The organism is Deinococcus seoulensis, assembly GCF_014648115.1.
Taxonomy (GTDB): Bacteria; Deinococcota; Deinococci; order Deinococcales; family Deinococcaceae; genus Deinococcus; species Deinococcus seoulensis.
The window spans coordinates 21,362-44,564 of record NZ_BMQM01000007.1; the positions used below are offsets into that span (position 1 = coordinate 21,362).

Genomic DNA, 23,203 nt, shown 5'->3' on the forward strand with positions numbered 1-23,203 from the left:
GCTGCGCACTCCAGTCGTTATTCATCACGTGTGTAAGAGCGCCCATACGTGTAGCCGTACCCCTGATTGCGGCTGAGTTTGTTCAGCACGATCCCCAGCAACTTCACCGAGGCCACGTTGACGCTCTGCAACATGCGCTGAATCTCGACCATCGACGTGCCATTGGCCTCCACGACCAGTACCATACCGTCCGTCTGCGGCCCGATCACCAGAGCGTCAGCCACAGAGAGTACCGGCGCGCTGTCCAGCAGCACCACATCGAATCCTTCCGTCCAGGCCTTGATCTGCTCAGCAAAGGCACGAGTGGTCAACAACCCGGCCTCCCGCCGCGTGGCCTGCGAAGCCGGTAACAGGAAGACCCCGTTCCCCAGATCCACAGCGCTGGCCTGCTCCGGATGCTGCACTGCCTGCAGCAAGGTCGTCTGCCCTGCCTGGACTGATCCGCTGAGCGGCACCCAGGAACGCCCGGTCAGATTCCAGTACTCATGCTGGGTGGGCCTGTGCACGTCCAGGTCCATGATCAACACACGCTTGCCAGAAGCGGCGAAGCTGGTGGCAAGCGACACGACCACCGTACTCTTCCCCTCACCCGGCCGGGCACTGGTCAGCACGAACGTCGACGCCCGCCCTGCATTCTCATTCACGACAGCGGACAGGTTCGCCCGGATGAACCCAGTCGGTTCGTACAATTCACCCGACGAGACCGCGTTCACCACCAGGGAACGCTGCGCGCGGCGTAACTTCGGCAGTTCGCCAATCACCGGCACGTTCAATGACAGCAGATCCGCCGACGACCGCACGCGGCGACTCAGGGCGTCCACCAGCACTGCCAGACCAAAACCACCCATCAAGGCCAGCACGCCTGCCAGCACCGCGTTCCGCAGTGGCTTGGGCGAGATTGGGCTATTCGACGTGTTCGCCTCGGACAGCAGCACCAGGTTCCCGGTCGCGACCTGTTCAAGCACCTGCACCTGCGACAGGTTCAGGCGCGCCTGCCCACGCGCCACAGCCAGTGCTTCACGCTCTGCACCACTGGTTGGTAAGGCTGCGATCTGCGCGTCCAGACTGTCTACCTGACCCTGTAAGGTCTGCTTGGCAAGCGTGATGCCACGTTTGGCACGCGCCGCATCCCACTCCAGCAACGCCTTCATCGCCGAGTCCGTCAGCACGCGCGCTCCTTCAGGAGTACCGGACAACGCTCGCAACTCGTAAATCCCGCGCTGCTGAGCGTCCACGCGTGCACGTACCGTCACCAACTTGAAGCCGTTTCGGTTCAACTCGGACTGAAGCTGATCAGCGATCACCGTGCGGTTTGCTTCAGGTAACTCCGATTCACGAATCAATTCGATGATCCGCAACACCACTGACCGGCTCTGCAGAACCTCTGCCACCGCACCCTGGGGCAACTGAGGCGTAGCCACCACACCTGTGTTCGCCACGCTGTTCCCCACGTCACTGGACGCCGCCATGACACTGCCTGTCGCCTCGTACACACGGGCCTGCCGCTGCGCCGCGAAGTACACACCGAAGACAACCAGCAGTGTCAGAGCCAGGACAGGCAGCCAGTGCCGCCGTACCGCGCGGAACACCTGCGCCAGATCAAGTTCATCCCGTTTTATCTCCCCAGTCATTCATACCGCCTTATCGTTGAGTCTGCGTGTGGGAGCGCAGAGATGTATCGTTCCACCCCGAAAGACAGGGAATGAATCTCACCTTATCAGAAGGCTACTTACCGGCCAGGACATGGAGCGCATTGGCCAGTTTCGCCGCCAGTCCCTTCATGTCGTGGTGTTCCATGACGTACGCGCGTCCACGTTCACCCATGGCCTGACGCTCTGCCGCGGGCAATTTCGACAGGTGCAGAATCGCGTCTGCCAGCGCCTGCGGATCTTCAGGAGGAATCGATACACCCGCATTCGCCTGCGCAATAGGATCATGAGGGGAATCGACAGCCATGATGACCGGACGGCTTGCTGCCAGATAATCAAACATCTTGTTCGGACTCAGGCCGTCATGATAAAGGTCTGTCTGTTTAAAAAGAAGGAGAAGTGCATCTGCATTGGAGAGTATGGAGGGTATGGAGGATTTTGGGACTGGCTTGAAAAATTTAACATTTCTCAAGCCTTTTTCGGAGGCAATTCTGATAAGTTCGTTCTTGTTGACCCCATCTCCTGTAAAATTGAAATGAATGCGATCCTCCCCTATTTCCTGTAGGATAAGAGCAGCGTCTAATGCTGTATCTAGGCTATTGGGGATGCCATGTGCGCCGGTATAAGCCACATTAAAAACATCGCCCTTCACGTGGAAGGAAGTTTCAGGATAATCTTCAAGTGTAACTCCATTTGGAATCCACATCCACGGAATAGGATGGCCGACTACCTTTTCTGCGTGATTGCCTACTCCTTGCAACAGTCCAATGACCAATTTGGCTCTTTCGTAGAGGAATTTCTCAATTACGGAAAGAAGGATTATAAGTGGGTGAAATTTACTTAGGCCCATGAGGGAAAGCATTGATTTTGGCCATATATCACGTACTTCAAGAGCAAAGGGAATTTTATATTTTCTTGAAAGCAGATATGCTGCTAATGCCGCAAATAAGTGTGGCGAAGATCCGATTATGATGTCGGGAGGCGGTAGTCTATTTGATATCCTGGGGTTGATGACTCTGATTGAATAATCAAGCATATTGAAAAGCCGACTGAAGCTATTACCTGAATACGGTTTTGCTTTAAACCAGATAAATCTGATGTTGCCCTCCTTGGTTTCCGTGTATCCATCTGATCCAATATCTCTTAAATTCTCCCCGGTTGAGTAATTGGTGTTAGATGCAAATATAGTAGACTCTATGCCATGCTCAAGCATTAAAGAGGCCAAATTATAATGCCTTGTTCCGCCTGATTGCTCGGGAGGGAGTGCATAATGATTGACGATCCATACTTGTTTCACTGAGTCCACTCCTGCATCAATTTGAGTATTTTATCGGCGGCATGACCATCGCCATAGAGCGATTCGGGTTTCCCGACAGTGTTCATCTGGCGCATAATGGAGTTCTTCACTGCTTCTGCGCTATCAGGCGGGGTGAGTGCATTCCATCCGCTCTCGATCAACTCGGTCCACTCTGTTTCATCTCTGAGGGTCACACAGGGAATACCATAGAAATATGCCTCTTTTTGAACACCGCCAGAATCCGTTGCAATCAGAGCAGCACTCTGCTCTAGCCTGATCATGTCAAGGTATCCAATCGGTTCAATGACCTGGATGTTTCCGAAATCCAGTCCCATTTCCCCCGCAATCTTTCTGGTGCGGGGATGCAAAGGTAAAACAACAGGGATCTCCTGAGCAACTTCCCGCAGTCCCCCGACAATAGCTGAAAGACGTGAGGGAACGTCGGTGTTTTCTGCACGATGAATTGTACTGAGCACGAATTCACTTTCCTGAACACCCAGAGTCTCAAGAATAGTACTCACGCTTCTGGCCCTGTCTGCCATGATCCTGGAAACATCGAACATGACATCCCCGACCAGATGAACGGCATTCCCCTGAATCCCTTCTGCCCGAAGGTGACGCACGGCAGATTCGGTGGGAACAAACAGTGCCGTGCTGACATGATCAGTCAGAATCCGGTTAATTTCTTCAGGCATACGCTTATTGAACGAGCGTAACCCTGCCTCGACATGAGCCACCTTGATATGGAGTTTCGAGGCGGCCAGAGCACCTGCCAGTGTACTGTTCGTATCTCCGTAGACGAGAAGCCAGTCGGGTTGTTCCTTGAGGATAACCTCTTCGATCTTGGCTAGCATTTCACCAGTCTGAGCACCGTGACTTCCAGAACCAATACCCAGATGGTACTGAGGGGTAGGAATTCCCAATTCATCAAAGAAGATGTCGCTCATATTCTTGTCGTAATGCTGCCCCGTGTGAACAAGAATTTCGCTGATCCCTGATACTTTCGCTGATTTGGAAAAAGCGGATGCTTTGATGAACTGCGGGCGAGCGCCAATCACTGTGATTATTTTCATTTGATTGTCCTTTGCAGTGATGAATATATATCTTTCAACTTTTCTGACTCGGCGCCCCAGTTAAAGTAGTTGGCGACCTTCTCATATCCACGCTCTCCCATGGATTTAGATTCTTCTGGATTGTCTATCAGATACTTCATTGCTTGAGCTATTTTGTATGGATCTTTTGGGTCAACTGCTAATCCGGATACTTCGTCTGACCCTATTAATTCCTTCCATGATGGGAAGTCTGATACTATTATCGGCAATGAAGCAGACATGTATTCAAAGATTTTGTTTGGTTGTGAATCTATGTGGTTGGGCGCGGGGAGAAAGGTTATGACTCCTGCATCGGCAGAGCCTAGAAGCTTTGCTAAATCTTCTCGTCCAACCCACTCATGATAGTCGACATATTTCCATCCCCTAGATTTTCTACATATGTCCTCAAAGTAAGCTGATTCAAATTTTCCAACAAGCCGGAGAATGCCAGGATATTTGAATTCATTGTTTAATATATATATAGCCTCGATTATTTCTTTAATGCCCCTTATCTCGGTCAATCCGCCGCCATGAAAGAAAATGGGCGTCGATCTGCTAAATCTATTGCTGTCATGGCTGTGCATTTCGCCTAAAATGGGAAAATTTTGTATTACAAAAGTCTTTTCTGCTGGGAAAGACTTGCCAATTGATTGTGTTGCAACTATGATGCGATCAAAAAATTTCCCGGCTAGAAATTCAATCCCTGACGCTATCATAGAAACTGGACGGCGGAGGTGTCTTGGTATCCATTTTTTATTAAGGACCTGACCAGGAAGACTCTCATGGACATCCCAAACTATTTTATAGCCGCCTAATTTTAGAAGGATGCCCAAGAATATTAATTCTGGATCATGTAGATGGATTACATCTGGGCGGATTTTAATAACTACATTGTAAGCCTGTTTTTGAATGGCTAATCTGGAAAATCTGGATTTTGAATTTTTGAGGGGTATGTAGTTTTCTAGTTTTAACTTTTCCTTAGTCTTTTTTGGGGCAATTAAGGTAACTTCGTGTTGCGCTGAAATTGAAATTGCCTGCTTGTGATAGATTCTGACATCATTTTCAGGATGGACAGTTGTTAGGACTGCAATTTTCATATACTCACTCCTTCTATAGATAAATCTGACGACGACTCGCAAATCAACATATGCGGTGGCTATTTATGTGTTTTCGATATTCAGTGAAAGTGATCTCAAAAAATAACTGTTCTTTAATGGTTGGGAAAAATCTTGCTTAGTCTAATTTTTTTGCTGACTTGTCGCATAAATGAATGTGATTATTATTCCAAAGGCTAGGCCATGGGTCAGAATGCTTGTAAATAGAGCGCTGTTGGTTAGTGCGAATACTGGAAGCGCTATCCCGCATAAGATAACAACTTTACGCTCTGAAATATTGGAATACGTTTCAATAAATCTTAGAATAAATCCCAAAAATATCGAGAACAACAGCATCCCAAAGTATCTGAAATTTGAATAACCATCCGCCAGGAAATTGGCATTAGCGCTCATTGATGAGCTGTTAAAGTATTCTCTTCCAATCAGGAAAGGGGGCTTTAAATCGTAAGGGTAATTTGATAGACTGCTTAAAAAGCTGTGTGATAGAAGAACTGGATCGTTTTTTGAAAAGAAATCAAAATAATATATCGTTAATAGGCCTGGTGTGATAAGAACGCGTCTTGTGAATATGCTTGTTAGAACCGCCTGTTGTGCAAAACTGTCTATGGCAAATGCGAGAATCGTCGCGATAGCTGAATAATTTATTAGGCGGATGCCAATGCTGGATATACTCTTTCTATATATGAAAATAATACCGAGTACCAGCGTGATAGAAAATAGCGTGCTTTTTTGCCCTGTAAATCCAAATATATAAAATAAAGAAATAGCGCCCAACATTATAAATGGCGTGAATCTATAAATATACCCATAACCCAGCATAAATGAGCTAATGACTCCAAGATAAGGAACTGAGTAGGCAATTAACCTCCCAGCGCCCGCCGCATCAATTTTGTACTCGCTTCTTACGTCATAGACGTCAAATATGCTGATCAATTGCAGTGAAAAGCCAAATTCTGACACAACTATCGCTAATAAAATAAAAAACATTGCGAGTATCATCAATCTGAAGACACCCTGGCTGATTTTTGTTTTCATCTTTATCTTCTTGTCTGTTTTTGAAACGAGTGAAATTATGAAAATGGACACAAGTAAGTATACTCTGAGGTAAAATATATTATTGAGATCCCGATCGATAAATGTGGCCATATATTGAGTTGGAATATATATAATTATATATAATAGAAGAATTACGAAATTTGATATGTATTTTCCATCCATTCTGAGGAAAAAGACGGGTAAAGCCATCATTATAAGCATGATAGTCAATTGATATATGGATACATCGGGATTAATCGTGTAGCTCATATAGGAAAATTTGGGTGCGATGATCTGGGTGTATGAAAAGTGAATTGCGGTAATATATAAAAGCAGCCACAGATAGAAAAGCATCTTTTTATCTTTGTGCGACATTTTTCTAGATACCCCTATCTCTAATTTGGGCAGCCCTAAAGACCATGATTAACATGATTATATAGCATATTGCATTTGAAAAAGCATATGCTTCTACCGAGTAAAATATGTTTCCCCCCATATGTAGTGAAATAATGATAGACAATGATACAATTATCATCCTGAATATATCCCAGAATAGCTGCCATGAGTTTTTTTGAACAATATTCAGTGTTTGTGAAATGACAGAAGAAGAGATCTGTACGATAGATAGAATTAAAAGCGATTTGATCATAGGAATAGATGCTATCCATTCACTACCAAAAAAAACAGAAATTAACTTGTCAGAATAAAAAAACAGCAATACGGCTGGCGCTATTGCTAAAAGAGACGAATAAATGAAATACTTTTTAATGACTGGTTTAACCTTTTTCCCACTGTTGAGCACCGCACCGGCCTCGCCGAGGAATACTTGGCTTAATGTACGAGCAATTACTCCAATAGGCACAGCTAAAACTCGATTTGCAAAAACAAATAGACCGGCGGTTTTTATATCAAATTGAGAGTTGAAGATTAATACTGGTATGTATTGCGAGACGGCATTGACTATTGATGCTGGCGTGCTGTAAAATGCAAAGTCCTTAAATTTTACCATAACCTCTGATACCCTTTCGGTGGTATGATTTTTTAATTCAGTTCTGTATAGTTTAAATGATTTTAATGCCCCAAAAACTCTTGCTGCGGCATCTGAAGATGCTAAATTTATTGAGTTAGGAGCAAATAGGCCTAGCAGAACGGGAAGTATTGCCAGTGCAATGCCTTGAATTAGTTTTGCTTTGGCAATAGATCCGAAATCCTCGTGATATATTTGTAGGGAGGATAATATCTGAAAGCCGCCAATAAACAGAACAGACAATCCTATGAGTATTGAGGTTAGAATATGACTGCTTGATATTCTGAATACATTGGCCTCGAAGAAAAGGAATGATAATAGCGACGCTGTTATGGAGAAAGCAACACAGCTAATCAATCCTGCGTGAACTATACTGACTGCCTGGACTTTGTTTGATGCGGCGGGCACTGCTGCTTCAAGCCTCAGAGTGGCTATTACGGAAAAAATACCAGCAATTGCCATATAAATACCTAAATCACTAAATGCTTCAGGTGAGTACAATCTTGTAACCAAAGGAGTAGTCGCAATAACTGCCAACTGACCCATGACAGTCCCACCCATGAGAGTGCTGATTCTCTTTAAGGTGGGACTGCTGACGATTTTTTTCACGGTCACCGTACGTAATTCTGTACGGAGCGGCTGACGTGATCAATCAGGGTTGTATCCATCACATGTCCCATGGGTAGGCTCAGTGCTTCTTGTGCGGCCTGGGCGCTGTGGGGGTAGGTGGGGTACTGACCTTTGTAGATGGGCAGTTGGTCCTGGGGGATGGGGTAGTAGACCATGGTGCCGATGCCGTGCGCGGCGAGGTGTTGTTGCAGTGCGTCGCGGCGGCCGTTCTGCACGCGGATGGTGTACTGGTGGAAGACGTGCCCGTCGGTGATGGTGGGCGTGACGATGCCGGGGACGTTCTGCAGGGCGTCGTTGTACGCCTGGGCGACGGCGCGGCGGTGGGTGTTCCAGCGTTCGATGTGTGGGAGTTTCACGCGGAGGATCGCGGCCTGGATGGTGTCCAGGCGGCTGTTGTACCCGACGGTTTCGTTGTGGTATTTCTTGCGGCTGCCGTGGACGCGGAGCATGCGGGCGGTGTCGGCGAGGGTGTCGTCGTTGGTGGCGATGAGGCCGCCGTCGCCGTACGCGCCGAGGTTCTTGCTGGGGAAGAAGGAGTACGCGCCGATGTCGCCGATGGTGCCGGTGTGCTGGCCGTTCCAGCGGGCGCCGAAGCTCTGGGCGCAGTCTTCGATGACGCGCAGCCCGTGCTGCTGGGCGACGGCCTGGATGCGGGTCATGTCGGTGGGGTTGCCGTACAGGTGGACGGGCATGATCGCGCGGGTGCGGGGAGTGATGGCCGCTTCGATCAGGTCGGGGTCAATGTTCATGGTGGTGGGGTCGATGTCCACGAACACGGGGGTGGCGCCGACCATGCTGATGCTTTCGGCAGTGGCGAAGAACGTGAAGGGGGTGGTGATGACCTCGTCGCCGGGGCCGATGTTCAGGGCGCGCAGGGCGATGACGAGGGCGTCGGTGCCGCTGTTGACGCCGATGGCGTGTTTGACGCCGAGGTACGTGGCGACTTCCTGTTCGAAGGCGTGGACGTCTTCGCCCATGATGAAGTCGGTGCGGTCTAGGACGCGGCCGATGGCGGCGAGGATCTCGGGGCGCAGTTCAGCGATTTCGGGGCTGAGGTCCAGGATGGGAATCTGGGTCTGGGTGGTCAAGAGAGTCTCCTGATGTCGGTGTCGCTGAGTTTCTGGTAGGTGTGACCGGTGCTGTCGGTGACGGTATCGCTGTCCGTGAAGTCTAGGCGGTCGCCGCTGGCGCTCATGTACCCGATGGGTCGGGCGGGAACACCTGCCACGATGGTGTACGCGGGGACGTCGCGGGTGACGACAGCTCCGGCGGCGACGAACGCCCCTTCGTGCAGGGTGATGCCGGTGACGACGGTGGCGTTCGCGCCGATGCTGGCGCCGCGTTTGACGTGCGTGACGGTGTAGTCGGCACTGGTGTTGCGGGGAAATTCGCTGCGGGGGGTGCGGACGTTCGTGAAGACCATGCTGGGGCCGCAGAACACGTAGTCGTCGAGGATGACGCCTTCGTAGATGCTGACGTTGTTCTGGATTTTCACGCCGTTGCCGATGGTGACGCCGGGGGCCACGAACACGTTCTGCCCGAGGCTGCAGCCTTCGCCGATCTGTGCGCCAGGGCTGACGTGGCTGTAATGCCAGATGCGAGTGCGCGCCCCGATCTGCGCGCCGTCGTCGATGGTGGCGGTGGGGTGGGCGGTGTAGGCGTTCTCGCTCATGGCAGCAGGCGGTGACGGGTCTGCGCGGTCGGCGTGACCAGTGGCAGGTTGCGCAGGCGGGAGACGGTTTCGATGGCGCCGCGCGTGTCTTCCAGGCTGAAGCCGTTCCCGGCAATGGTGCGGCGGTACACGTCGGTGTGCAGGTCCGTGAAGCCTTCGCTGAACTCGATTTCCTGTCCATCGATGGTGATGGAACGGTAGGTGCGTTGCCCCTTGGCCTGGAGGTCCTGCGGGACGTAGCTTTCGTCGATGGCAAGCATCCAGCGGACGCGGGCGCGTTCGAGTTCCAGGTAGCCGCTGGTGAGGGTGTCGGTGCGGGTGTGGACCTCGACGTGTTTCAGGTCACCGAACAGCCAGGTGAGCATGTCGAAGAAGTGCACGCCGATATTGGTGGCCAGCCCGCCGCTTTCATCCACACGGCCCTTCCAGGAACGCAGGTACCAGGTGCCGCGGCTGGTGACGTAACTCAGGTCCACGTCCTTCTGGCCCTGATCGCCAGCGGCGTCAAGCTGTTCTTTCAGTTTGACGAGAGCGGCGTGCGCGCGGAGTTGCAGGATCGTCCAGACGCGCCGCCCGGTTTCCTGTTCGACATCCTGGAGGCTGTCGAGGTCGCTGGGGTTCAGGACGATGGGTTTCTCGCACAGGGCGTCGGCTCCGGCTCGCAGGGCCATGCGGATGTGCGGGTCGTGCAGGTGGTTGGGGCTGCAGATGCTCAGGTAGTCCAGGCCGGTCCCGGCGCGGCGTGCGGCGTGCAGGTACTGCTCGAACTTCTCGGGTTGCGTGTAGAACTCGCATCTGGGGAAGTAGCTGTCCATGATGCCGACCGAGTCGAAGGGATCGAGTGCGGCGGTCAGGACGTTGCCGGTGTCCTTGATGGCTTTCATGTGGCGCGGGGCGATGTAGCCGCTGGCGCCGGTCAGGCCGAAGCGCAGGTTGGTGGGAGCGCTCACAGCATCACCACGCGGTCTTTGCCGCTGAGCGTACGGGTGGCGTTGCGGGTGTCGAGGACGCGCTGGGCGCGGTTGACGACATTCTGGTAGTCGACGTCGCTGTGCTGTGTGGTGATGATGACCAGATCGACCGTGTCGAGCAGGTCGTCGGTCAGGTCGACACTGCTGGCCACGACGCCGTGCTCGTTGACTTCCGGAGTCCAGGTGTCATGGAAGATGACGTCGGCGCTGGCCTCCTGAAGCAGGCGGTAGATGTGAATGGCGGGACTCTCGCGGTAGTCGTCCAGATCGCCCTTGTAGGCCATGCCGAGCAGCAGGACGCGGCTGCCGTTCAGGGCCTTGCGGTCCATGTTCAGGACGCGGGCGGCTTTCTCTACGACGAATTCGGGCATCTTGCGGTTGGTTTCGCCAGCCAGCGCGATGAAGTGCGTCTGGAAGTTGTACTCGCGGGCTTTCCATTCCAGGTAGTGCGGGTCCAGGGGAATGCAGTGCCCGCCGACGCCAGGGCCGGGGTAGAAGGGCATGATGCCGAAGGGTTTGGTGAACGCAGCGTCCAGGACTTCCCAGACGTTCAGGCCCATGCGGTCGCACAGCAGGGCGATCTCGTTCGCCAGGGCGATGTTCACGGCGCGGAAGGTGTTCTCGTACACCTTGACCATCTCGGCGGCCTTGGCACTGCTGACCGGAACGATGTGCTCAATGGCCTGCTGGTAGAAGGTGACGGCGACACGCAGACTCTCGGGATCGTTCCCGCCCACGACCTTGTTGGTGTTCTTGGTGCTGTAACGCTTGTTACCCGGATCCACCCGTTCGGGGGAGTGCGCCAGGTAGAAGTCCTGCCCGGCCTTGAGGCCGCTGCGTTCCAGGATGGGTTTAAGGACGTCCTCGGTCGTGCCGGGGTAAGTGGTGCTTTCCAGGCTGATCAGCTGTCCGGGGCGGATGTGCCGCGCGATCTCCTCGGTGACGCTGCGCACGAAACTCAGATCGGGCGAGAGGTTCTGATCCAGCGGCGTGGGCACGCAGATCACGATGACATCCATGTCAGCCAGGCGGGCCATGTCGGTGGTCGCGTCGACCAGACCGCGTTCCACGACGTCACGCAATTCCTCATCCTTGACGTCGCTGATGTAGTTCTGCCCGGTGCGGACCTGCTGGGCGCGCTGTTCGTTCCGGTCAAAGCCGGTCACGTGGAATCCGACCTTGGCCTTCTCGACCAGGAAGGGCAGGCCGACGTACCCGAGACCCACCACGCCGATGCGTGCCTCGCGGGTCAGGATCTGCTGCTCAAGTGGGGTGGACTGAACGGTGGTTTCTGTCATTGGATCCTCTGAGTGAGAGTGGAATGGCCGCCCGTGATGAGCAGGAGCAGAGCACTAAGCTGTTCTATATCGCGTGCTCATGAGTGGGAGATTGTGCTCCGCACTGCGGTGCGTCCAGGCATCATACCCTGCATGTAATACAGAGGTGAGTAAAAATAAAGAACGCCTCCGCGTGAACGGAGGCGTTCTTTCTGGTGACCCCAACGGGATTCGAACCCGTATCGCTACCTTGAAAGGGTAGTGTCCTAACCGTTAGACGATGGGGCCACACCACTTCAGTTGTCGTTGGCTTTCGCCTTCGCTTTCTGCCTTTCAAGGGGCGCCGTTTCCGGCACGCACAGAAAGATACAGGGTTGGCGTGAATTCGTCAAGTGGTCTGCGCGGCGCATATGAAGGGCGGGGCGGACCTCGCTGGTCACGCCCCGCCCGGAGTGCGGTTTTTACATGTGCAGGGCGCGTTTGTCGGTGGCCAGGGCGGCTTCCTTGACGACTTCACTGAGGGTGGGGTGGGCGTGGACGGTGCGGGCGAGGTCCTCGCTGCTGCCGCCGAATTCCATGATCGCCACGACCTCGCCGATCAGTTCGCTGACGCCGCCGCCGATCATGTGCACGCCCAGCAGTTTGTCAGTCTGCGCGTCGGCGATGATCTTCACGAAGCCGCGCGTGTCGCCGTGGCCCAGGGCGCGTCCGTTGGCGCTGAACGGGAACTGCCCGGTCTTGATGCTCAGGCCCTTCTCTTTGGCCTGCTTCTCGGTCAGGCCGGCCCAGGCGATCTCGGGGCTGGTGTAGATCACCCAGGGGATCACGTCGTAGTTCACGTGCCCGGCCTGCCCGGCCAGCATCTCGGCGAGGGCCACGCCTTCCTCCTCGGCCTTGTGGGCCAGCATGGCGCCGCCGATCACATCGCCGATGGCATACACGTTCTGGAGGTTGGTGCGGTAGTGCTGGTCGACTTTCACGAAACCGCGTTCATCGAGCGCGAGGCCCACCGCGTCGGCCCCGAGGCCCTGCGTGTGCGGCACGCGGCCGATGGACACGATCAGCTTGTCGAAACGGGCGGTGACTTCCCTGTCCTGCTCGGTGTACGTGACGCTGACGCCGCTGTCGTCCTGCTCGACGGCGGTGATGTTCACGCCGAAGTGGAAGTCCAGGCCCTGCTTCTTGAAGAGCTTGAGGCCCTCCTTGGCGATGGCGTCGTCGGCGGCCATCAGGAAGCCGGGCATGGCTTCCAGCACCGTCACGTCGGCGCCCAGGCGGCGCCAGACGCTGCCGAGTTCCAGGCCGATGACGCCCGCGCCGATCACGCCGAGTTTCTCCGGGACGGCCGTGAATTCCAGCGCGCCGCTGTTCTCCACGATGTGCCCGCCGAACGGGGCGAGCGGCAGGGCGCGGGGGCTGCTGCCGGTCGCGACGATCACGCGCGCGGCGCGGACCTCGGTGCCGGCGGCGTCCACGATCCAGCCGTCACCGTCCGCGCGGACCAGTTTGCCCAGCCCGAAGAACGACGTGATCTTGTTCTTCTTGAACAGGTACGCCACGCCGCCCGTCAGTTTGTCCACCACGCCGTTCTTGCGGCCCAGCATCTTCGCGATGTCCAGGGACGCGCCCTGCACGTTGATGCCGTGCTCGGCGAAGTCATGCTGCATGACCTCGAACTTCTCGCTGCTGTCCAGCATCGCCTTGCTGGGAATGCAGCCCACGTTCAGGCAGGTGCCCCCCAGGCTGGCCTTGCCGTTCCGCTCGAAGGCGTCCACGCAGGCCGTCTTGAAGCCCAGCTGCGCCGCGCGAATCGCTGCCACGTACCCCGCGGGGCCGCCACCAATCACCAGTACGTCGAAAGAATCCATAGCACCTTGCAGCGTACCACCCCCCCGAAACGCCCAGGGTGACCCGTTCCCCCGTCAGGGACAGGGGATGGTTGATGGTGGATGGTTGATAGAAGCTTCTGCTGAAGCCGAGGCCTGAGCTGGTCTATCGACCATCACCCATGACCCAGCTTCACGCCCGGCGGTAGCGCTTGGCGGGTCTGCCGCCCGTGCGGACGTCGGTGCTGACGGTGGCCTCGCCGGACGCCACGAGGTGTTCGAGGTACCGCCACGCGGTCACGCGGCTCAGGCCCAGGCTCAGGCCGAGTTCGGCGGCACTGACCGCCCCGCCCTCACGCAGGGCGGAGCGCACGCGGCGCAGGGTGTCCCCGTCCAGGCCCGCGGCGTCCGGGGCGGACGGCGGGGCGAACAGGGCGTCCAGGTGCCCCTGGCGCACGTCCCCCTGCGCCCACAGCGCCGCGCGCTCCCGCGCCCGCTCCAGCGCCAGCGTGAAGCGCCCCGGCGTCACGGGCTTCACGAGGTAATCCGCCGCGCCGTGCAGCAGCGCGTCCTGCACGCTGGGCGCGTCACTGGCGGCCGTGACCAGGATCGCGTCCACCCGCGCGCCATTCACGCGCGCCTCGCGCAGCAGGTCCAGGCCGCGCCCGTCGGGTAGGTGCACGTCCAGCAGCAGCAGGTCCGGGTGCAGAGTGCGCAGCATGGCCCGCGCCACCCGCAGCGACTCCGCCTGCCCCAGCACCGTGAAGCCCCCGGCGCGCTCCAGCAGCCGCCAGTGCAGCGCCGCGATCTGCGGGTCGTCCTCGACGATCAGCACGCGCAGCAGTGGGGGAGAGGTCACGCCCATCATTCTTCGGCCTCGGGGAGGGGCACGTCCAGCGTGAAGCGCGTCCACTCCCGCCCCTCCGCCTGCACGCGGTCGTGCGAGAGGGTCGCGCCGAGCGCCTGCGCCCGGTCCGCTACGAGTGCCAGCCCCACGCCGCGCCCCGCACCCTTGCTGCTCACGCCGCGCACGGTCAGGGTGTCTACCAGCGCCGGAGGCACGCCATCGCCCGTGTCGCGCACCTCCAGGATCAGGCCTTCGGGGTCGGTGGCGATCAGCACGCGCACCTCGGCGTCCGGTGTGCCGCTCGCGGCCTCCAGCGCGTTCTCGATCAGGTTCCCTGCCGCGAGCTCCAGCAGGTCCAGCACGCCGGGCGGCAGCGTGCCCGGCAGGGCCGACAGCGGATCGAGGGTGAGGGTCACCCCCAGTTCAGCCGCGCGGTCGAACTTGCCCAGCAGCAGCGCCGAGAGCCGCACGTGCCGCAGTGCCCCCACCGCCTGCAGGTGCGCCTCGTGCCGCGCCGACTGCGCGTGGATCAGGGCCAGGGCCTCGCGCGTCTCGCCCAGGTGCAGCAGGCCCGCCAGGGTGTGCAGACGGTTCGTGAACTCGTGCGTCTGCGCCCGCAACAGCTCGGCGTAACGCTGCGACTGCGTCAACTCGTCCGCCAGCGCCCGCACGCGCGCCAGGTCCCGCAGCGTGACCACCACCGCGCCCTCTCCGGCCTCCTGCGCGGCCAGCAGCACCGGGCGGCCCCCGACCTCGGCCGTGACCGGCCCGGCCCCCGGCACGGGCAGCGGGAGGCCCGGCGGCCACGGCAGCGGCAGCGCGGCGTCCGGGGTGCCCAGCAGCGCGCGCGCCTGGGGGTTCATCACGAACACCTGCCCGGCGCGGGCCACCAGCACGCCCTCCTCCAGGGTGTTCAGCACCGCCCGGTACTGCCGCAGGCCCCCGGCGATCTGCTCGGGTTCCAGGCCCAGCATCTCGGTCTTCACGCGCCGCGCCACACCCAGCGCCAGCGCCAGAGCCAGCCCCAGGGCCAGCAGGTACCACGGCAGGCCCGCGCGCAGCACCTCCAGAAACACGTCCCGCAACCGGGGCAGCAGGAAGCCCACGCTCGCCAGGCCCAGCACCCGCCCCGCGCCGTCCACGACCGGCACCTTCGACCGCACCGAGCGGCCCAGCGTGCCCTGCACCGTCTCCGTGACGCTCCGGCCCCGCAGGAACGCCGTGAAGTCCCCGCCCTGCATGCGCTGCCCCACCTGCGCCGCGTTCGGGTGCGTCAGCCGCCGCGCGTCCCGGTCGGTGACCACCACGTAATCCGCGCCCAATTGATCGCGGTAGCGGTTCATCAGGGCGTTCAGGTTCGCCCGCTCGGCCGCGTTCCCCGACAGGGCCGCCACGACCGGCGGGAGGGTCGCCACCAGCCGCGACTCGCGCAGCGACCGCTCCGCGAACGAGCGGTGAATGCCGCCCGACACGCCCTGACTCACCAGCCCCGCCACCGGCAGGCCCAGCAGCAGGAACGCCCCCAGCGTCGTCAGGAACAGCCGCGGCCCGACCCGCAGCAGGCGCGGCGTGTGCGGCAGCGCCACCTCACGCGCCAGCGGCGGCACGCGGGACGGGGCAGGCAGGCGGGAGGGCACGGTGACCGCAGTGTAGGCCCACCCCGACCCCTGATACGGACTCCGATTGAAACGTCTTCTGTAACGCCATTCCTGCTCACCCCCTCCCGGCCTCCCCCCTCAAGGGGGAGGGGTCAACACTGCGTATTTCTCGCTGGTCTGCCCTGAAGTGATGAACCTGTCCGCACCATTGATGAACCACCCTCCACGGCCCTTGTGTTCACCGGGTGTACGAATCCCCACCCCACCCAGGCAGGCCCTGCGCGCCCGGCAGGACGGCCTCCAGCCACACCTCACCCGGTCGCCGCCGCGCCCCGCCGGGGACAGGCGTCCCGCGCCGCGCGCATGCTGAGCGGCACCACAACCCCCACCCGGCCCTGCACCCGCGCAGGCTCACCCCCCACCACGGCGCCCCCACCCGCGCCCCCCCTATCCGCGCCCGCAGGCGGCGCACCGGAGGACACCCCATGCCCAAACTGTTCCGCAGTCTCTACGCGCAGGTGCTGATCGCCATCGTGATCGGCGTGCTCGTCGGCCACTTCTTCCCCACCGTCGGGGAAGGGCTCAAGCCCCTCGGGGACGGCTTCATCAAACTGATCAAGGTCGTCATCGGCCCCATCATCTTCTGCACCGTCGTCAGCGGCGTCGCCAGCATGCGCGACACCAAGAAGATCGGCCGCGTCGGCGGCAAGGCCCTGCTGTACTTCGAGGTCGTCACCACCGCCGCCCTCCTGATCGGGCTGGTCGTCGTGAACCTCGTCGGCCCCGGACGCGGCATGAACATCAACCCCGCCACCCTCGACACCAGCGCCATCACCAAGTACACCGACGCCGCCGGCGAGCAGACCGTCGCGGACTTCATCCTGCACGTCATCCCCACCACCTTCGTCAGCGCCTTCACCGAGGGGGACCTGCTGCAGGTGCTGCTCATCGCGCTGCTGAGCGGCTTCGCCCTGATCCGCATGGGCGACCTCGGCCAGCGCATCCTGAAAGGCATCGACGCGGTCAGCGTCATGGTGTTCCAGATCCTGGGCTTCATCATGAAACTCGCCCCGATCGGCGCATTCGGCGCGATGGCCTTCACCATCGGCAAGTACGGCGTCGGCAGCCTCCAGCAGCTCGCGTACCTGATGGGCACCTTCTACGTCACCTGCGCCCTGTTCGTCTTCGTCCTGCTGAACGTCATCGCCAAGCTGGCCGGATTCAGCCTCCTGAAATTCCTGCGCTACATCAAGGAAGAACTGCTGCTCGTGCTCGGCACCAGCTCCAGCGAGAGCGCCCTGCCGCGCCTCATGGCCAAACTCGAACACGCCGGAGCGAACAAGAGCGTCGTCGGCCTCGTCGTCCCCACCGGGTACTCCTTCAACCTCGACGGCACCAGCATCTACCTGACCATGGCCGCCGTGTTCATCGCCCAGGCCACCAACACCAACCTGAGCTTCGCGCAGGAAGTCGCCCTGCTCGGCATCCTCCTGCTCACCAGCAAGGGCGCCGCGGGCGTCACCGGCAGTGGCTTCGTCGTCCTCGCGGGCACCCTCGCCGCCCTGGGCACCGTCCCCGTCGCGGGCCTCGCCCTGATCCTCGGCATCGACCGCTTCATGAGCGAAGGACGCGCCATCACCAACATCATCGGCAACGGCGTCGCCACCCTCGTCGTCGCCCGCAGCGAGAACGCACTCGACATGACCCGCCTCACCCGCGTCCTCAACGGCGAACAACTCCCCCCCGCCACCGCCGACGTCCAGGCCGAAGAACACGGCGAAGGCCGCAAGCTGGGCAGCGCACAACCCGCGTAGGGGAAGGACGCAGATGGCAGATGGCAGATGGCCAGGGCGCGGCCATCTGCCATCTGCCTTGAGCCATCAGCCCAGCTGTGCGTACGCGACGGCCACCTGCGCGGCCACCATGGCGTTGTGGCGTACGAGGGCGATGTTCGCCTGCAGGCTGCGGCCCCCGGTGATTTCGACCATGCGGCCCAGCAGGTACGGGGTGGTGTCCTTGCCGGTCAGGCCCAGGGCGTCCATGTCACGCAGCGCCTGCTCGATCTGCGGGTTGATCTCCCCGGCGGGAATCTCGGCGTCCTCGGGGATGGGGTTGGCGAGCATCACGCCACCCGACACGCCCAGATCCCACTTCGCCTTCAGGACCCGCGCGGCCTCCTCGGGCGTGGCGACCGTCAGGGGGGCTTTGAAGCCGCTCTGGCGGGAGTAGAACGCCGGGAACTCCTCGCTGCCCAGCGTCAGGGCCGGAATGCCGTGCGTCTCGAGGACCTCCAGCGTCAGGCCGATATCCAGGATGCTCTTCACGCCCGCGCTGACCACGCACACGTCCGTCTGCGCCAGCTCCAGCAGGTCCGCGCTGACATCCATGCTGCGCTCCGCGCCCCGGTGCACGCCGCCCGTGCCGCCCGTGGCGAACACGCGGATGCCCGCCAGCGCCGCCACGCGCATGGTGCTCGCCACCGTCGTCGCGCCGTGCTTCCCGAGCGCCACCGTCACCGGCAGGTCACGGGTGCTGATCTTCTCCACGCCCTTGTCGGTCGCCAGCAGGTGCAGTTCCTCGGGCGTGAGGCCCACCTTCAGGCGCCCGCCCAGCACCGCGATCGTCGCGGGCACCGCGCCGTGCGCGCGCACGACGTCCTCCACGCCGCGCGCCATCTCCACGTTCTGCGGGAACGGCATGCCGTGACTGATGATCGTGCTCTCCAGCGCCACCACCGCGCGCCCCGCCGCCAGCGCGGAGGCGACTTCGGGGTGAATGTCCAGGTAGGCGGCAACGGTCGGGTTGATGTCGTGAGTCATGGGAAACCTCGCTGGGGCAGTCAGCCCGGAATGATGAGTGGTGAGAGGGTGAAACGGAGTGAGGATGGTGCGGCTAGCCGGTCGTGGCGGCCCCCGTCAGGCGCGCCTGGATGGCCGCCGGGGTGAGGGTGGGGGAGACCGCGTGGTCACTCTCGACCGTGATCGCCGCCGCCGCGTGACCATGCCGCGCCGCCTCGGCGGGTGGCAGGCCCGACGCGAGCGCCGCGAGGAACGCCGCGAGCATCGCATCCCCCGCGCCCGTCACGTCCCGCACGTCGGCGGGCAGGGCCGCCAGTTCGGTGACGCCCTCCGGCGTGGACAGCAGGCTGCCCGCCGCGCCCCGCCGCACCCACACCAGCCGCACCCCCTGCGCGTGCAACTCGGCCGCCGCCCCGCGCAGCGCCTCCGGCTCGTCCGGCACGTCCCGGCCCAGCAGGGCGCCCAGTTCCGGCACGTTCGGCGTCACCACCTGCGGCACCAGCCCCGCCGCCAGCGCAGCACGCAACCGCGCCGCCTTCGGCACGCTCACCGGCTCGAACACCACCGGCACCCCTGCCTCGGCCGCCAGGGACAGCAAGTGAGAGAGCGACCCCTCCGGCAGGTTCCCGTCCGCCACCACCCACGCCGCGCCCCGCAGCACCCCACGCCGCTCCTGCAACGCCGCCGGGGTCAGGGCCTCCACCGCCGCCATCGCCGCCACCGCCACCAGCAGCTCCCCACTCGCATCCAGCACCGCCGTGTACGTCCCCGTCGTCACGTCCGGCGCGCGCAGCACCGCCCGCACATCCACACCCGCCGCCTCCGTCTCCCGCAGCAACCAGTCGCCCAGCGCGTCCCGGCCCACCACACTCACCAGCGACGCGGGCACGCCCAGCCGCGCCAGATTCTCCGCGACATTCCGCGCCACGCCCCCCGGCGCCTGCGCCGACACGCCCGGATTACTCGTCCCCGGCACGGCTGCCTGGATGGTTCGCGCCTTCACGTCCACGTTCGCGCCGCCCACCACCACCACGCGGCCCGGGCCGCCCGCCTCGGGCAGCAGGTAGCCCCGGCCCAGCAGCGCGCCCTTCTTCACCAGATTGCTCACGTGCACGTTCACGGACGCCCGCGTGGACCCCAGGCGGCGCGCCAGTTCCTCCGGGGTCGCCAGCGGCGTCTCGCGGATCAGGGCGAGGAGGGCGGATTCGGTGTCGGTCAGGGGCATCTGTTTTCTATGATAAAGGCGTTTTCTGTGATTAATCAAGGTGGGGGTGTCTGCGGCGGGGTTTCTGGGTGCGGCCCCACCCCCCAGCCCCCTACCCCAGAGGGGCAGGGGGAGCTTACGTTGGCACTGGGCAGGTATTTTGCGGGCTTGCATGGCGGGTGATCGGCGGGGACGGCCACGGCTCACACGCCATCCTCCGCCCCCGCCGCGTTCGCCCCGCGCGCTGCGCGCACGACGGGCTCGGCTGCCACGACGCCGGGCGGGCCAGCCAACTTGGTGCGAGCTGGAAGGTTCTACTTTCTGGGCTTTTGCCAGAGCATGGTTTTCAGAGTCGATCAGCGGCGTTCAGCAAGGCACCCAGCCAGCCACCGCAGATCACCACCGGCCGTCGTGCGCGCAGCGCGCGGGCCTGCGAGGGGGGCGGAGGATGGCGTCGAGGCCGGACCCGTCACCGCCCACAGCAACCCCGCCGCGCCGAAACAAACTCTTGCCCAGTGCAACGTTGCTCCCCCTGCCCCCCTGGGGTAGGGGGCTGGGGGGAGGGGCAGCCCGCCGCAGGCGCCCACCTACCCCTCCGTAACCCCCCACAGAGCCAGAACCTCCTGCGCCTCGTCCACGTGCATCTGCTCGACCAGTGCGCCCCGGTGCGTGGCGACGCTTTTGCCTTCGCGGCGGGCCTGTTCCCACGCGGCGATCAGTTCCCGCGCCGCTCCGGCTTCTGCGGCGGTGACGCCGAAGGTGGTGTTGGCGCCTTCGATCTGGTCGGGGTGGATGACGGTCTTGCCGGTGAAGCCGAGAGTGCGGCCCTGCTGGCATTCGCGCTGGAAGCCGTCGGGGTTGCGGATGTCGTTGTAGACGGCGTCCAGGGGGGTTTTGCCGTGGGCGCGGGCGGCGAGGACGACGCTGCTCAGGGCGTGCAGCAGGGGCGTGCGGTCAGGGTGGGGGCGGGTGCGCAGGGCGCGGGCGAGGTCGTTCGCGCCGACGAGGAGGGCGGTGACGCCGGGCACGGCAGCGATGCTGGGGGCGTTCAGGATGCCCTGGGGCGTTTCGATCATGGCCCAGAGGGGCAGGCCGAGGCTGAGGTCGCGTGCGGTGCGGGCGTCCTCGACTTTGGGCAGGACGATGCCGGCGGCGCCTGCGGTGAGGGCGAGTTCGCGGTCGTCGTGTTCCCAGGGGGTGTTCAGGCTGTTGACGCGGATCAGGACGGGGACGGTCCAGGGGGTGCGCAGGGCGTCCCGGACGTGCTGCCGGGCCTGGACTTTGTGTTCGGGGGCGACGGCGTCTTCGAGGTCGAGGATGATGGCGTCGGGGCGCAGGGTGCGGGCTTTCTCGATGGCGCGGGGTTTATCGCCCGGCACGTACAGCACGGAGCGCAGGGGCAGCCCGGAGCGCAGGGGGTTCATGCGGGCCGCCTGCGGGTGCGGGAGCGGGCGGCGCTGGTGGCGAGCAGGAACGGCAGCAGCGCCGCGATGAAGCGCAGCGCGCGGGGCAGGGTGCGGGTCATGCGTTCACGGTAGTACGCCGCCCCGCATCGAGTCCCCAGATGCGGGGCGGGGCGAGTTCCAGGACGTTCCCGGCCGGGTCGTGAAAGTACAGGCTCTCCCCCCGGTCGCCCCAGGCGTAACGGGTGACGGTCAGGCCGGCGGCACGCAGGCGGGCTTCCCAGGCGTCCGTCTGGCTGGGGTGCAGGGTCAGGCAGGCGTGCGCGCCGGGCGCTCCGGCGTGCGGGGGTACGTCGCCCGGCTGGGCGCTGGCGCGCGGGTCGAAGATCAGGAGCATGCTGCCGTCCAGCCGGTAGAACAGGTGCCTACCCGGCACGCGGCTGTGCAGGGTCAGGCCGAGCACCTGGGTGTAGAACTGCTCGGCCCGGTCGAGGTCGTCCACGTACAGGCAGGTTTCCAGGACGCGCATGCTCGGCAGTTTACGGGAGCAGCAGGCGGGGTTCCGGTGCGGGACCCAGCGCGCGGCGTTGCACGTCCCGCAGGACGCTCTGCCCGTCGGTCTGGATGCCGTGCTTGCGGAAGCTGGTGGCGAGGCTCTGCGCGTCGCGGGCCAGCAGGGTCTGGAAGTTGGGGTTCTGACGGGTGGTGAGTTGCGGAAAGTCGATGATGGTCACGGTGTCCTCCGACCAGAGAAGGTTGTAGGTGCTGTAGTCGCCGTGCGCGTACCCGAGCCGGAGCAGGTCGGCCATGCCCTGAAGGCTCTGCTCCCAGGCGCGCTGGGCCTGCGCGGGGGTCAGGGCGGCGTCACTGAGGCGCGGGGCGACGTGATCCTCGGTGCCGATCAGGCGCATGACGACGGCGGGAACGGTTTCGGCGTACGCGGTCGGGTGCGGCCCGGCCAGGGGTTCCGGGACGGTCAGTCCGGCTTTCCAGAGGGTCCACAGGTGCGCGTACTCGCTCAGGACCCAGTCCTGCTGAAGCATTTCCAGGCCCAGGCGGGTGCGGTTCTGCATGGCCTTCGCGGCGCGGACGTCGAGGATGACCTGCCCCTCGCGGTACACCTGATCGTTCCTGAACGACCGGGCCTGCAGGTCGCGGTAGAGCTTCACGAGGACGCTGCCGCGCGGGCCGCGCGCGACGTACGCGGTGGCTTCCTTGCCGCTCTTGAGTTCCGCGACGACCTCGGTGATGTACCCGCGGTCGGTCAGGCGGCGGATCACGTCGTCCTGCACGTCCTCGGGGTCGCTGGCGGTCAGGTGGGCCAGCTGGCGACGGCCAGTCGGACTGCGCTTCTCACGGCGTCGGGGCGGCGGGGTATCCCAGCGTTCGTCGTCCCAGGATGTGTCAGTCCAGTCGTCGTGGGGCCAGTCGTCGTGGGGCCAGTCGGTGTGGGTGCGGGCGCTCATGGGCGCCCCGTTCGGTCAGTGCAGGGAGGCCAGCCCGAAGGCAGAGGTGGCCGGTGTTGGTGCGTCAAAATCACTCCAGGTTGCAGGAACGAAGACTCCGTGTGCGGCGGTCTGGACATCAGTGATGTTGGTCATAACAGGCACCTCCTTTCGGTGATTGACCCTCAGCGTAGCAGCCAAAAGCGGCGCGTGTCACGAACTCCGGGCGCGGTAGGCCATCACGCCTAGCACACCCGGCCGATGCGCACGCCCCTGACAACAGAAGGCAAATAAAAGCGGGAGGCGGAGCCCGCACTG

The 23,203-nt window shown here is 61.1% G+C and carries 19 protein-coding genes and 1 tRNA gene; 1 reads left to right on the top strand and 19 read right to left on the bottom strand.

What is annotated here, in order from left to right; translation table 11 throughout:
• Nucleotides 1-17: 17 nt before the first annotated feature.
• The 14 genes from IEY70_RS07090 to IEY70_RS07155 all read right to left on the bottom strand — a co-directional run bounded on the left by IEY70_RS07090 (nt 18) and on the right by IEY70_RS07155 (nt 16,074).
• Nucleotides 18-1,631, bottom strand: coding sequence for a P-loop NTPase (locus IEY70_RS07090; protein WP_189064310.1), 1,614 nt, complete (start codon nt 1,629-1,631; stop codon nt 18-20).
• Nucleotides 1,632-1,725: 94 nt separating this feature from the next.
• Complete coding sequence (locus tag IEY70_RS07095) at nt 1,726-2,946, bottom strand: glycosyltransferase family 4 protein (RefSeq protein WP_189064311.1); 1,221 nt, start codon at nt 2,944-2,946, stop codon at nt 1,726-1,728.
• Nucleotides 2,943-4,019 (bottom strand): non-hydrolyzing UDP-N-acetylglucosamine 2-epimerase, encoded by a 1,077-nt coding sequence (gene wecB / locus IEY70_RS07100; RefSeq protein WP_189064312.1) that lies wholly within the window; start codon nt 4,017-4,019, stop codon nt 2,943-2,945. The genes IEY70_RS07095 and wecB overlap by 4 nt, the downstream gene beginning before the upstream one ends.
• Nucleotides 4,016-5,134, bottom strand: a complete 1,119-nt coding sequence (locus IEY70_RS07105; protein WP_189064313.1) for a glycosyltransferase family 4 protein — start codon at nt 5,132-5,134, stop codon at nt 4,016-4,018. The genes wecB and IEY70_RS07105 overlap by 4 nt, the downstream gene beginning before the upstream one ends.
• Before the next feature lie 141 nt (nt 5,135-5,275).
• Entirely contained in the window at nt 5,276-6,238 is a 963-nt protein-coding gene (locus IEY70_RS07110) for an O-antigen polymerase (protein ID WP_189064314.1), read from the bottom strand.
• A 328-nt stretch (nt 6,239-6,566) separates the two neighbouring features.
• Complete coding sequence (locus IEY70_RS07115; RefSeq protein WP_189064315.1) at nt 6,567-7,823, bottom strand: lipopolysaccharide biosynthesis protein; 1,257 nt, start codon at nt 7,821-7,823, stop codon at nt 6,567-6,569.
• Between the two features lie 2 nt (nt 7,824-7,825).
• The gene (locus IEY70_RS07120; RefSeq protein WP_189064316.1) at nt 7,826-8,932 is read right to left on the bottom strand and encodes a DegT/DnrJ/EryC1/StrS family aminotransferase; all 1,107 of its coding nucleotides are present in this window, start codon (nt 8,930-8,932) and stop codon (nt 7,826-7,828) included.
• On the bottom strand, nt 8,929-9,516 hold the full coding sequence (locus IEY70_RS07125) for an acyltransferase (RefSeq protein ID WP_189064317.1): 588 nt from the start codon (nt 9,514-9,516) through the stop codon (nt 8,929-8,931). The genes IEY70_RS07120 and IEY70_RS07125 overlap by 4 nt, the downstream gene beginning before the upstream one ends.
• Entirely contained in the window at nt 9,513-10,466 is a 954-nt protein-coding gene (locus IEY70_RS07130; RefSeq protein WP_229777725.1) for a Gfo/Idh/MocA family oxidoreductase, read from the bottom strand. The genes IEY70_RS07125 and IEY70_RS07130 overlap by 4 nt, the downstream gene beginning before the upstream one ends.
• Entirely contained in the window at nt 10,463-11,785 is a 1,323-nt protein-coding gene (locus tag IEY70_RS07135; protein ID WP_189064318.1) for a nucleotide sugar dehydrogenase, read from the bottom strand. Before IEY70_RS07135 ends, IEY70_RS07130 begins: the two co-directional genes overlap by 4 nt.
• Nucleotides 11,786-11,977: 192 nt before the next feature.
• A tRNA-Glu gene (locus IEY70_RS07140) sits at nt 11,978-12,052 on the bottom strand.
• A 173-nt stretch (nt 12,053-12,225) separates the two neighbouring features.
• Complete coding sequence (lpdA, locus tag IEY70_RS07145) at nt 12,226-13,632, bottom strand: dihydrolipoyl dehydrogenase (protein ID WP_189064319.1); 1,407 nt, start codon at nt 13,630-13,632, stop codon at nt 12,226-12,228.
• Nucleotides 13,633-13,783: 151 nt separating this feature from the next.
• Nucleotides 13,784-14,449: a response regulator gene (locus tag IEY70_RS07150; protein ID WP_229777727.1), complete on the bottom strand. Its 666-nt coding sequence runs from the start codon at nt 14,447-14,449 to the stop codon at nt 13,784-13,786.
• Between the two features lie 5 nt (nt 14,450-14,454).
• Complete coding sequence (locus tag IEY70_RS07155; RefSeq protein ID WP_229777728.1) at nt 14,455-16,074, bottom strand: ATP-binding protein; 1,620 nt, start codon at nt 16,072-16,074, stop codon at nt 14,455-14,457.
• Nucleotides 16,075-16,520: 446 nt separating this feature from the next.
• Between IEY70_RS07155 and IEY70_RS07160 the strand changes: the two genes are divergently transcribed.
• Complete coding sequence (locus IEY70_RS07160) at nt 16,521-17,849, top strand: dicarboxylate/amino acid:cation symporter (protein WP_189064320.1); 1,329 nt, start codon at nt 16,521-16,523, stop codon at nt 17,847-17,849.
• Between the two features lie 66 nt (nt 17,850-17,915).
• Here IEY70_RS07160 and IEY70_RS07165 read toward each other — a convergent pair whose 3' ends face one another.
• From IEY70_RS07165 to IEY70_RS07185, 5 genes are all read right to left on the bottom strand, one after another.
• Entirely contained in the window at nt 17,916-18,854 is a 939-nt protein-coding gene (locus tag IEY70_RS07165; protein ID WP_189064321.1) for a pseudouridine-5'-phosphate glycosidase, read from the bottom strand.
• 73 nt (nt 18,855-18,927) lie between these two features.
• On the bottom strand, nt 18,928-20,058 hold the full coding sequence (locus IEY70_RS07170; protein ID WP_189064322.1) for a carbohydrate kinase: 1,131 nt from the start codon (nt 20,056-20,058) through the stop codon (nt 18,928-18,930).
• A 566-nt stretch (nt 20,059-20,624) separates the two neighbouring features.
• On the bottom strand, nt 20,625-21,461 hold the full coding sequence (locus tag IEY70_RS07175) for an HpcH/HpaI aldolase/citrate lyase family protein (protein ID WP_189064323.1): 837 nt from the start codon (nt 21,459-21,461) through the stop codon (nt 20,625-20,627).
• 97 nt (nt 21,462-21,558) lie between these two features.
• On the bottom strand, nt 21,559-21,969 hold the full coding sequence (locus tag IEY70_RS07180; RefSeq protein ID WP_189064324.1) for a VOC family protein: 411 nt from the start codon (nt 21,967-21,969) through the stop codon (nt 21,559-21,561).
• Between the two features lie 10 nt (nt 21,970-21,979).
• Nucleotides 21,980-22,906, bottom strand: coding sequence for an RIO1 family regulatory kinase/ATPase domain-containing protein (locus IEY70_RS07185; RefSeq protein WP_189064325.1), 927 nt, complete (start codon nt 22,904-22,906; stop codon nt 21,980-21,982).
• Nucleotides 22,907-23,203 lie beyond the last annotated feature (297 nt).